An 11,594-nucleotide genomic window follows, 5' to 3' on the forward strand; every position below is an offset into this window, starting at 1 on the left:
TGCGCGCCCTGCGTGCCCGGGGCCGTTGTGGTTGCGGCCGGTTGTCGTGTGCGGGTTGTTTGCGCCTGCGGGCGGCTGCGCCGGGTGGGAGACCCCCCACGGTCACCCCCGGGGGCCCGCGCTGGCCGACCCCGCACAGGTCGCGGCACCGGGTGTCCGCGGAGCGTCGTACGCTGGGACACCCCGGCTCGTTCGACGCGTCGGGCTGTTCGCGTTGCCCCGCCTGTCTGCCTCTGGGACGGAAAGCCACATGAGCCTGAACGGTCTGCTCGACGTCGTCGTGGACGACCCCGCGCTCGCGGAGGCGGTCCGCGGTGCCGCGGACGGCAACCGCCCGCACGTCGACCTGGTGGGTCCGCCCGCCGCCCGCCCGCTGGCCCTGGCCGCGCTCGCGGCCCGGGCCGGCCGCACCCTGCTGGCGGTGACGGCGACCGGCCGCGAGGCCGAGGACCTGGTCGCGGCCCTGCAGTCGCTGCTGCCCGAGGACTCCGTCGTGGAGTACCCGGCCTGGGAGACGCTGCCGCACGAGCGGCTGTCGCCCCGCTCGGACACCGTGGGCCGCCGCCTGGCCGTGCTGCGCCGGCTGGCGCACCCCAGCAAGGACGACCCGACCGCCGGCCCGGTACGCGTCGTGGTCGCGCCGATCCGCTCCGCGCTGCAGCCGCAGGTCAAGGGCCTGGGCGATCTGGTCCCGGTGGCCCTGCGCACCGGGACGACCGCCGATCTGAACGACGTCGTGGACGCACTGGCGGCCGCCGCGTACGCCCGGGTGGAGCTGGTGGAGAAGCGCGGCGAGTTCGCCGTGCGCGGCGGGATCCTGGACGTCTTCCCGCCCACCGAGGAGCATCCGCTCCGGGTGGAGTTCTGGGGCGACGACGTCGAGGAGATCCGCTACTTCAAGGTGGCCGACCAGCGCTCGCTGGAGGTCGCCGAGCACGGCCTGTGGGCGCCGCCCTGCCGGGAGCTGCTGCTCACCGACGAGGTGCGGGCGCGCGCCGCCGAGCTGGCCGAGGAGCACCCGCAGCTGCGCGAACTGCTGGACAAGATCGCCCAGGGCATCGCCGTGGAGGGCATGGAGTCCCTCGCCCCGGTGCTGGTGGACGACATGGAACTGCTGCTGGACGTGCTTCCGGCCGGGTCGATGACCGTGGTCTGCGACCCGGAGCGGGTCCGTACCCGGGCCGCCGACCTGGTGGCGACCAGCCGGGAGTTCCTGGAGGCCTCCTGGGCGGCCTCCGCCGGGGGCGGCGAGGCGCCGATCGACCTGGGCGCGGCCTCGCTGTGGAGCATCGCGGACGTGCGCGACCGGGCCCGTGAGCTGGGCGTCCCCTGGTGGTCGGTGAGCCCGTTCGCGGCCGATGACGAGCTGGACGCCGACACCCTCAAGCTCGGCATGCACGCCCCCGAGGTCTACCGGGGCGACACCGCCCGGGCGCTGGCCGACACCAAGGGCTGGCTCGCCGAAGGCTGGCGCGCGGTCTACGTCACCGAGGGACACGGTCCCGCCGCCCGCATCGTGGAGGTGCTGGGCAACGAGGGCATCGCCGCGCGCCTCGACACGGGTCTCGACGGGCCGGTCGAGCCCTCCGTGGTCCATGTGGCCTGCGGCTCGCTGGAGAGCGGCTTCGTCGACCCCGCCCTGAAGATCGCGGTGCTCACCGAGACCGACCTGTCCGGCCAGAAGTCCTCCACCAAGGACATGGGCCGCATGCCGTCCCGGCGCCGCAAGACCATCGACCCGCTGACGCTGCAGGCGGGCGACTTCATCGTGCACGAGCAGCACGGCGTCGGCCGCTACGTGGAGATGGTGCAGCGCACCGTCCAGGGCGCCACCCGTGAGTACCTGGTGGTCGAGTACGCCCCGGCGAAGAAGGGCCAGCCGGGGGACCGGCTGTTCGTGCCGACCGACCAGCTGGAGCAGATCACCAAGTACGTCGGCGGCGAGGCGCCCTCGCTGCACCGCCTCGGCGGCGCGGACTGGACGAAGACCAAGGCGCGCGCCAAGAAGGCGGTCAAGGAGATCGCCGCGGACCTGATCCGCCTGTACTCCGCCCGCATGGCCGCGCCCGGCCACACCTTCGCGCCGGACACCCCCTGGCAGCGGGAGCTGGAGGACGCGTTCCCGTACGCGGAGACCCCGGACCAGCTCACCACGATCGCCGAGGTCAAGGAGGACATGGAGAAGTCGGTCCCGATGGACCGGCTGATCTGCGGCGACGTCGGCTACGGCAAGACCGAGATCGCGGTGCGGGCGGCCTTCAAGGCGGTGCAGGACGGCAAGCAGGTCGCCGTCCTGGTGCCCACCACGCTGCTGGTGCAGCAGCACTTCGGCACCTTCTCCGAGCGCTACTCGCAGTTCCCGGTCGTGGTGAAGGCGCTGTCCCGGTTCCAGAGCGACAGCGAGGCCAAGGCGGTCCTGGAGGGCCTGCGCGAGGGGTCCGTGGACGTCGTCATCGGCACCCACCGCCTGTTCTCCTCGGAGACCAAGTTCAAGGACCTGGGCCTGGTCATCGTCGACGAGGAGCAGCGCTTCGGCGTGGAGCACAAGGAGCAGCTGAAGAAGCTCCGCGCCAACGTCGACGTGCTGACCATGTCCGCCACGCCCATCCCGCGCACATTGGAGATGGCGGTCACGGGCATCCGCGAGATGTCGACGATCACGACCCCGCCGGAGGAGCGGCACCCGGTGCTGACCTTCGTCGGCCCGTACGAGGAGAAGCAGATCGCCGCCGCGGTCCGCCGCGAACTGCTGCGCGAGGGCCAGGCCTTCTACATCCACAACCGGGTGGAGAGCATCGACAAGGCCGCCGCGCGGCTGCGCGACCTGGTCCCCGAGGCGCGGATCGCCACCGCGCACGGGCAGATGGGCGAGTCGGCGCTGGAGCAGGTCGTGGTGGACTTCTGGGAGAAGAAGTTCGACGTGCTGGTCTCCACGACGATCGTCGAGTCGGGCATCGACATCTCCAACGCCAACACCCTCATCGTCGAGCGGGGCGACAACTTCGGCCTCTCCCAGCTGCACCAGCTGCGGGGCCGGGTCGGCCGCAGCCGCGAGCGCGGTTACGCCTACTTCCTGTACCCGCCGGAGAAGCCGCTCACCGAGACCGCCCACGAGCGGCTGGCGACGATCGCCCAGCACACCGAGATGGGCGCCGGCATGTACGTCGCCATGAAGGACCTGGAGATCCGCGGCGCGGGCAATCTGCTCGGCGGCGAGCAGTCCGGGCACATCGCGGGCGTCGGCTTCGACCTGTACATCCGCATGGTCGGCGAGGCCGTCGCCGACTACCGGGCCGGCCTGGAGGCGGGCGGCGGCGAGGTCGAGGAGGCCCCGCTGGAGGTGAAGGTCGAGCTGCCGGTCGACGCGCACGTCCCGCACGACTACGCGCCCGGCGAGCGGCTGCGTCTGCAGGCGTACCGGTCGATCGCCGCGGTGAACTCCGAGGAGGACATCAAGGCCGTCCGTGAGGAGCTCACCGACCGCTACGGCAAGCTCCCGGAGCCGGTGGAGAACCTGCTGCTGGTCGCCGGGCTGCGGCTGCTGGCCCGCCGTCTGGGGGTCTGCGACATCACCCTGCAGGGCAACAACGTGCGCTTCTCGCCGGTCGAGTTGCGCGAGTCGCAGGAGCTGCGGCTGAACCGCCTCTACCCCCGCACGGTCGTGAAGCAGGCGGCCAAGCAGATCCTGGTGCCGCGCCCCACCACGGCGCGGATCGGCGGCAAGCCGGTGGTCGGCCGGGAACTGCTCGCGTGGACGGCGGAGTTGCTGACCGCGGTCCTGGACAACTGAAGCCTCGGGGGACGCGAAAGGGCCCCGTCCGCGCGAGGTCGAGATGCGCGGACGGGGCCCTTTCGCCCCGGAGGTTTCCCGCGGTTCAGCCCAGCAGGCGCCGCAGGTTCAGCCGGCCCCACAGCAGGCTGGTGGAGAACGAGAGCACCATCACCGCCAGGACCAGCCCGACCAGCAGCACCGCGGCCACCGGCCCGCTCAGGTCCGGCGAGACCACGCGGTGGACGAGTTCCTCGACGAAGAGCACGTGCACCATGTACGCGCCCAGCGCCGCGCCGGCCAGGTGCTTCAGGCGCGGCCGGAAACGCTCCGGGACGCGGATCCGGCTGACCAGCAGCAGGACGCAGACGCTCATCGCGGCCACGAACAGGTGGGCGTTGGGGATCACGTAGTGGACCCGCGTGTTGTACCAGAGGCACGCGGCCATGGTGAACGGCAGCAGCACGGCCAGCCACCGGCGCCACGGGACGGCGCCGGCCGGCAGGGCGAAGAGCATGGCGCCGCCGACCGCGTACACCAGGGAGTAGGTGCCGAAGCCCCAGGCCACGGGGGGCAGGTCGGTGTGGGTCAGGTCCGAGACCAGGGAGATGACGCTCGGCAGGACCGCGATGCCCAGCAGCGTCGCCCCCAGCCCCCAGGGCCGCTTGCCGTCCTTGATCAGCATCGCGAAGGCGAGCAGCACGATGATCGGGATGTAGTTGTACATGAACCACAGGTGGTAGGCGGGCTGCACGGAGCCGAGGAGCGAGTCCCTCGCGAGCTCGGTCATGGGCCGCTCGTTGCGGTCCCGCAGCCAGGCCCACACCAGGTAGACCGCCGTCCACGCGAAGAGCGGGACGGTGTTGCGGACGATCCTCTGCCACATCCGGGCGCTGTCCCGCGGCGGGGCGCCGACCAGCACCGCCCATCCGGCGATGGCGAAGTACATGGGCACCGCGAAGGGGTTGACCGCCTCGGCCACGTGCCCCGCCCAGTACGTCGCGGCCCCGTGCGACGCGTCGTTCCCGGTGGAGCGGATGAACTGGGAGCCCACGTGCCCCAGCATGACGGTGGCGGAGCACAGCAACCGCATCAGGTCGATGTCGTAGCGGTGTTCCCGCGCGTCGGCGGAGTGTCCGGGGGAGGCGGAACTGCGCTGCAACGGCAGTCGCACGGCTGTTTCATTCGACACCGCGTGATGATCGGGCACGGGGGTGTCGTGGAACCGAACGGTCGCCCAACTCCCCGGGGCCTGGCGGTATCGGAACGGTCTCGGTCCGGCGGGCGGCCCCGGTGGCCGCGGCGGTATGCCCGTTCACCCGTGATTCGCCCTGATGTGGCGGGGGGTTCGTCCGGCGTCAGCGGGGCGGGCTTTCCCTCACCCCTTCGGGTGTCATTGTCCGACGGCCGGAACGCGTGAGTGACGCCGGGTCCCCTCGTCCCGCCTGGTGTTTCCCTCCCGGTCCGGCGTCCGGAGGTGCCGGAGGGCGGCTTGCCCGGTGCGGGGCGCGAGGCTAGCGTCCGGCATCGCTGGACGGATCGTCCGGCGTGGATGGACGGCGCCGGGACGCCCGCCCACGCCGGGGTGGTCCGTCCCGCGCGCCGATGACTCCCGGGCCCGGGGATCCGCCGTCCCATCCCCCTTTCCATGGACGGATCCCCGGGACCCGGGCTCACCACCCAGCCCCCGGAGGAACACGTGCCCGGACCACACCCGCCCGCCCGGCGCCGCGCATGACGCACGGACCCTGGGACCTGCTCGCCCGCGGGGGACTGGACGTCCTGTCCCTCATGGCGCTGGTGGGCCTGCTCTACCGGCGCGGCTGCCCGGCCCCGCAGATGCCGCTGGTGCTGACGGCGCTCAACGTCGGCCTGTTCGCGGCGATGAGCGCGATGGGCGCGGGCTCGTTCCCGGCCGGGGTGGGCTTCGGGCTGTTCGGGATGCTCTCCCTGGTCCGGCTGCGCAGCACCGCCTTCACCGCCCGGGACGTCGCGTACACCTTCACGGCGCTGGTGATCGCCCTGTGCGGGGGCCTGCCGCAGCGCGAGATCTGGTTCGTCGTGGCGCTGGACGTGCTGCTGCTCGCGGCCGTCCTGATCGTCGACGACCCGCACGCCCACCGGCCGACCCGGGTGGTGCGCCTCACCCTGGACCGCCTGTACGCCGACCCCGCGGCGATCCACCGGGAGGTCGTGCTGCGGTTCGGCCAGGAACCGCTGGCGGTGCTCGTGGACGAGGTCGACTTCGTGCGCGAGACGACCCGGGTCTCGGTCCGCTACCGCGGCGACTCGCCCCTGGGCTGGGGGCTGCCGGACGACGGTGCGGGGCCGGCGACCGGACGGGGCGGCCAGGACAGCCTGCTCGAGAGCAGGCTCGTGTGACCGGCCCGGAGGGCTTCGCCGAGGCGCTCGGACTGGCCCGGCTGCGCGGGGCGACCCTCGCCGAGGTCGACGCCGCCGCGGCACTGCAGCACCGGGTCGACCGCAAGTACCTGCTGCCGGCCCTGTCCGCGCGCTGCCTGGTCGCCGCCCTGGCGCCGACGCACCACGTGCTGGACGTCGGCGGCCGCCGCACCACCGGGTACCGCAGCACGTACTTCGACACCGCCGGGCTCGGCGCCTGGTACGCGCATGTGCAGGGGCGCAGGCGCCGCTGGAAGGTCCGCACCCGGCTCTACGTCGAGGACGGGCTGTGCCGCGTCGAGGTCAAGACCAAGGACGGCCGCGGCGCCACGGTCAAGCACGCCCGCACCCTGGCCGCCCGGGAGTACGGCCTCATCGGCGCCGGGGCGGCCGCCTTCGTCGACGAGGTGCTCGGCGCCGCCGGGGTCCCGGTCCGCTCCGGGCTGCTGTCCCCCGCCGGGGAGATCCGCTACGTCCGCGCGGCCCTGGCCGACCTGGCGGCCGGCAGCCGGGTCACCCTCGACGGCCGGCTCACCTGCCACCGCGGCCGGGCGACGGCGGCGCTGAACCACGGCTTCGTCCTCGTCGAGACCAAGGGCGGTCCCCGTCCGGGCACCGCCGACCGGCTGCTGATGGGCCTGGGGGTACGGCCGCTGCCGCTCAGCAAGTACGTGGTGGGACAGGCCCTGCTCGTCCCGGGTCTGCCCGGCAACGACGTGCGCCGCCTGGTGCGGCACTGCTTCCACGCCCCCGCGCGCGCCGAACCGGCGGCCCGGGTCCCCGGCCCGGCCGGACCCGCGTGGTGAGCACGGCCCACCGCAGGGCGCCCGTCCGCTCCCGGGCCCCCCGTACGGGCCGCCGCTACCCGGCCGTCGCCGTCGCCGCCATGGCCGCGGCGGTCCTCGGCCTGATCGGCACCCACGTCACCGCCCCCGCGGACCCCGGGGCGGGCGGCGCGGTGCGGCGGATCGAGCAGGACCCGCCGCCCCCACTGTTCCCGGACGCCGAACTGCGCGGCTGGACCACGCGGCTCGACGCGCAGCAGCGGGCCGCCGACGCGCTCTACGCCCGGTGGCGGTCGGGGCACGGCACCGCCCGCGACGACCCGGCGTTCGTCCGCTGGGCGGCGGACCAGGTGCCCGATCCGCCCACCGAAGCCGTACGCGCCGCCGGACTCGGGCAGGTCCGCCGTCTCGCCCGTACGCGCACCGCCGCCGGCCGGACGGCCGCCGCGTGGCTCGCCGTCCACGGGGAGCGGGACATCTGGCGCCTGTACCTGGACGACCGGCGCGAACTGATGCCCCGCGCCGAGGGCGAAGCCGCCCGGGCCCGCCTGGACGCGGCGCTGGAGCTGGCCGGCACGATCAGCGGCCGGCTCGCCGGGCACTACCGGCGGTCCCGTCCCTCCGCCCTCGATCCCGCCCTGGGCCCGGCCCGTAAGGCCACCCCGGCCGCCGATTGCGCCTGCGCCTACCCGGCGGCGCCCGCGGCCCTCTCCTCCGCGGCCGTCGCCGTCCTCACCGCCCTGGCCCCGCGGCGCGCCGCCGAGTACCGCTGGATGCAGGTCCAGGTGGTGCACGCCCGGCTCTACACCGCCGACCACCTTCGGGACGACCTCCTCGCCGGCGCCCTCCTCGGCGCACTGGTCGGCGACTACATCCGGGCGGCGGACACCGCCGGGACGAGTCGGGCATGATCCACGACACCCTCCGTGACCTGCGACGCGACCGCGCCTCCACATCAGATTCACCTGGACGCCATCCCGAGGTGGCCGATGTTCATCCGGTTCGCACCCCCCGGCTCCCACGGTGTCCCATAGTCTGCCCGGGCAGGTGATATCGGACATCAACCGGAATGGATCCATGCACATCGCCGTCTTCGCCGAGGCCCCCGCGGCCGCCGGCCTCGCCGCCGCGCTGCGCGGCGCCGACTCCTCCGGGGAGCACCTCGTCACCATCGTCCTGTCGGAGGGCGCCGGCCGGGCCGGATGGGGAGATACCGGCGGCGACACGCCGCCGCACCGGCTGTTCCGCGCCGGGGAGCCGGTGGGAGCCGCCGACCTGCCGTACGAGACCGGTGAGCGCATGCGGCGGTTCGCGGAGGAAGTCGGCGTCGACCGGATCGTGCTGCTGGACGACCGGACGCCGGGCGGCGCCCAGGTGGTCCGCGCCCTGAGCGGCCGTCTGCCCGTCGTCCTCGTGCAGGACCGCCCGCTGGACTTCCGGTACCGCGACCTGGCCGCGGCCCGCCGCGAGCCCGCGCTGGCCTGGGGGAACAGCGGACCGTCCACCGTCTGTGTGCACGGTCCCGCCACCGGCCGCGCCCTGGTCCACCGCACGTGGGCGCACGACATCCCCGCCGTGGTCACCGGTGCCCCCGGGTTGAGCGACGACCCCCAGCTGCTGCGTGTCGCGCACACCGTGAAGGCGGGCCGCCGGGCCGGCGCCCCCGGATCGGCCCTGCGGATGCTGGTCCTGGACGGACTGGCGGACGTCGCCGAGGCGCTGCGCTCCCACGGTGAGGTCGACGAGTACGCCGAGCTGCCGGAACCCGGACGGCTGTCCGGCTACGACCTCGTGGTCGCCGCCCGCGAGCCCGTCTGGCCGGCCGTGCTGCGCGCCGGCGTGGCGCTCGTCCACCACATGCCCGGGGAGCAGAACCGGCTGCTGCCCGCGGTCAAGCACCCCCTGGTGCGGAACACCGCCTCCGTCGAGGAGGTCCTGCAGGTCGCGACGCGGCTGAAGGTGGACGGCGTCTTCGCGGGCAACCCCACGGGTGAGCCGGTGGAGCACTTCCTCTACCTGGGTGACGACTCGGCCGGGCGCGTCCTGAGCGCCGTGGTGGAGGCCGTGCCCCTGGCGCCCCGGGAGGCGCGCGCGGGCGGTGCGCCGATCCCCGCCCCCCGCCGGGAGAGCGTCGCCGACCGGGCGCTGGCGGACATCAGGACCCGCATGTGGCGCCCGCGCTCCCTCGCCGTCCTCGGCACCGATTTCGGCTACGTCACGGGAGTGGCACTGCCCGTCCTGACCTACACCCAGGACTTGGTCTCGCGCGGCCCGGTCGACGTGCGCTACCTCGACATAGGGGCGTTCGCCAACGTCGGCGAGATACTGAACGCCCTCAAGGGCGCCGAGCGAGTCATGATCAACAGCTTCGGCTTCTTCTGGCGGCACTGGCTCGGCAACCGGGTGGTCCGCGCGCTGCTCGACAGCGGCACGGAGGTGTCCGTCTACGTCCACGTGACGCAGTACATCTTCGAGAAGGAGGCCGTCGAGCACGCCGAGCGCCACCAGGGACTGCTGGAGCTGCTGCCGCGGCTGCGGCTGCTGTGCGTGTCCCGGGCGCAGGCGGACTACTACCGCAAGCAGGGCGCCGTGGACCCCGTGGTGGTCTACAACACCGTCCCCCGCGACCCCGGGGTGCGCCGTGCCCGCCCGGAGCCGTCCGCCGAGCCCCGCATCGTCATGGTCGGCACCGTGCAGGACCGCAAGGGCGCCGACCTCTTCTCACGGGTGGCCGAGCGCGCCGCGCTCCTGGGCCTGCCCTGGCGCTTCAGCTGGCTGGGCCACCGCATGGGCGCGATGTCGGACCGTACGCTCCTGTCCTCCCACGTCGACTGGCGAGGTGCCCTGCCGCGCCGGCGGATCCGCGAGGAGCTGGCCGAGTCGGACGTGCTCTTCCTGTCCAGCGAGGACGACCCCATGCCGCTCGCCGCCGTCGAGGCCGTGCAGCAGCGCCTGCGGGTCGTCAGCCACCACGGCATCGGCACGCACGAGATCCTCTCCGGCGTGCGCGGCTACCGCGGTTTCCCCGAGTACACGCCGGAATCGGCCCTCGCGGCGATCGCCGACGTGCTCGGCGACGAAGTCGAGGAAACGGGGTACACGGAGGTCCAGGAACTGTTCGACATCACCCGGTTCGGAGAGCGGATGGACCTCGCGTTGGGGCTGACGGGCACGGACGGCCCGGCCGCCCCGCCCGGTGATCCGCTGCCCACCGTGCCCGCGATGACGGACCGGACCCCCGCCGCCCACCTCGCGCACGTCAGGAAACTGGCCGGCGCGGGCCGGACCGCGGACGCCCTCGCCTACGGTGCCCGTGTACTCCGCAACCATCCGATCCTGGAGCTCGACCGGACCCTGGCCGAGCTCCGCGAGCGCACCCGGGAGTGACCGCCGATCTCCGCCCAGACGACCACCGCCGCCCCCGCCCTCACCACCGGTCACGCGACCGGGACGGGCGAGGCGCCCACCGCGCCCGCCACCCGGCCGCGTGAGCACAGATACGACATCGACCTGCTGCGCGTCCTGTGCTCCATCGGTGTCATCGTCTGCCACGCCGCCGGCCAGCTCCTCAACGCCGTGGGCCGCGAGCCCTCCGGCGGCCGGCCCGTCTACTGGACCGGGCTCGTCTCGGACGGGCTGACCCGGTGCGCGGTGCCGCTGTTCTTCGCGATCGCCGGCTGGGTCGTGCTGGTCGGCGCGACCCCCCGGGACGGCACGCAGGTCCGCGGACGGCTGACCCGCATCGTGGTGCCGATGGGCGTGTGGACCGCCGCGTACCTCGCCTGGGACTGGATCCGGGACACCAACTCCCGTCCCACGCCGCGGCTGGCCTTCGAGTCGCTGTTCGGCTCGATCCAGCCCGCGTACCACCTCTGGTACCTGTACGCCTACGTGCCGGTGATCCTGCTGCTGTCGCTCGCCGCGCTGATCAAGGCGGGGAAGCGGCCCTGGGGCTTGGGCGTGCTGCTCGTCCTGCTGGCCGTCGCGCCGACCTTCATGGGCGACCTCGGCAAGGTCCTCCACGTGAACCTGCCCGACTTCGAGTGGAACCTGTCCCCGTACCAGGTCGCGTACGCCGCCGCCGGGTCCGCGCTGCTCGCGCTGCCGCTCGCGGCCACCACCGGCCGCCGCCGGCGGCTGAGGTGGCTGGCGGCCGGGGTCTGCGCGTGGGCCGCGGTGGTCGCGTACGAGCACTGGGTGCACTACCCCTCGCCCTACGCGGGCCTCGCCGTGCCGTTCCTGGCGGGCGCGCTGGTGATGGCCCTCAACCGGATCAGCATCCCGGAGCGCCTCCGCCCGCTGGTGTCCCGGCTCGGCGGTGCGGCCTTCGGCGCCTACCTGGTGCACCTGATGTTCCTGCGGGCGCTCGCCCCGCACCTCGTCTCCGCCGACGCGGGCTGGCCGGGCGCCGTCCTCATGATCACGCTGCTGGTGACGGGGACCGTGGTGCTCTCCTTCGCCGCCAGCCTGCTGTGGACGCGCCTGCGGCTCAACCGCTGGCTGGGCTGACCCCCGAAGGCACCGGAGCACATGACGGAGGGGCGGCGGGGGGGGGGGACCGCGCCCCCCCCGCAGGCCGGGGGGCCCCGGGGGGCGCAGCCCCGGCCCGGGGTGAGCAAAGGCCCCGGGTGCGGCGG

General features: G+C 73.9%; 7 protein-coding genes. 6 read left to right on the forward strand and 1 reads right to left on the reverse strand.

What is annotated here, in order from left to right; genetic code table 11:
• Positions 1-250: 250 nt before the first annotated feature.
• Positions 251-3,790, forward strand: a complete 3,540-nt coding sequence (gene mfd, locus ACFV3E_RS17335) for a transcription-repair coupling factor (RefSeq protein WP_500535415.1) — start codon at positions 251-253, stop codon at positions 3,788-3,790.
• Positions 3,791-3,875: 85 nt separating this feature from the next.
• Here mfd and ACFV3E_RS17340 read toward each other — a convergent pair whose 3' ends face one another.
• Positions 3,876-4,961: an acyltransferase gene (locus ACFV3E_RS17340; protein ID WP_500535416.1), complete on the reverse strand. Its 1,086-nt coding sequence runs from the start codon at positions 4,959-4,961 to the stop codon at positions 3,876-3,878.
• A 542-nt stretch (positions 4,962-5,503) separates the two neighbouring features.
• On the opposite strand from ACFV3E_RS17340, the gene ACFV3E_RS17345 reads away from it, so the two are divergent.
• From ACFV3E_RS17345 to ACFV3E_RS17365, 5 genes are all read left to right on the forward strand, one after another.
• A complete protein-coding gene (locus ACFV3E_RS17345) occupies positions 5,504-6,151 on the forward strand; it encodes a DUF4956 domain-containing protein (protein ID WP_500535417.1) in 648 nt (215 codons plus the stop codon).
• On the forward strand, positions 6,148-6,978 hold the full coding sequence (locus ACFV3E_RS17350; RefSeq protein ID WP_500535418.1) for a polyphosphate polymerase domain-containing protein: 831 nt from the start codon (positions 6,148-6,150) through the stop codon (positions 6,976-6,978). Before ACFV3E_RS17345 ends, ACFV3E_RS17350 begins: the two co-directional genes overlap by 4 nt.
• Positions 6,975-7,868 (forward strand): hypothetical protein, encoded by an 894-nt coding sequence (locus ACFV3E_RS17355; RefSeq protein ID WP_500535419.1) that lies wholly within the window; start codon positions 6,975-6,977, stop codon positions 7,866-7,868. The genes ACFV3E_RS17350 and ACFV3E_RS17355 overlap by 4 nt, the downstream gene beginning before the upstream one ends.
• 166 nt (positions 7,869-8,034) lie before the next feature.
• Entirely contained in the window at positions 8,035-10,344 is a 2,310-nt protein-coding gene (locus tag ACFV3E_RS17360) for a glycosyltransferase family 4 protein (RefSeq protein ID WP_500535420.1), read from the forward strand.
• A gap of 6 nt (positions 10,345-10,350) precedes the next feature.
• A complete protein-coding gene (locus ACFV3E_RS17365) occupies positions 10,351-11,466 on the forward strand; it encodes an acyltransferase (protein WP_500535451.1) in 1,116 nt (371 codons plus the stop codon).
• Positions 11,467-11,594: the final 128 nt, after the last annotated feature.

It is taken from the genome of Streptomyces sp. NPDC059718, assembly GCF_042733315.1.
Taxonomy (GTDB): Bacteria; Actinomycetota; Actinomycetes; order Streptomycetales; family Streptomycetaceae; genus Actinacidiphila.

Bases quoted from the DNA above. Each gene is read 5' to 3' on its own strand.
- mfd (WP_500535415.1), top strand. From the start codon at position 251: ATGAGCCTGAACGGTCTGCTCGACGTCGTCGTGGACGACCCCGCGCTC.
- ACFV3E_RS17345 (WP_500535417.1), top strand. From the start codon at position 5,504: ATGACGCACGGACCCTGGGACCTGCTCGCCCGCGGGGGACTGGACGTC.
- ACFV3E_RS17360 (WP_500535420.1), top strand. From the start codon at position 8,035: ATGCACATCGCCGTCTTCGCCGAGGCCCCCGCGGCCGCCGGCCTCGCC.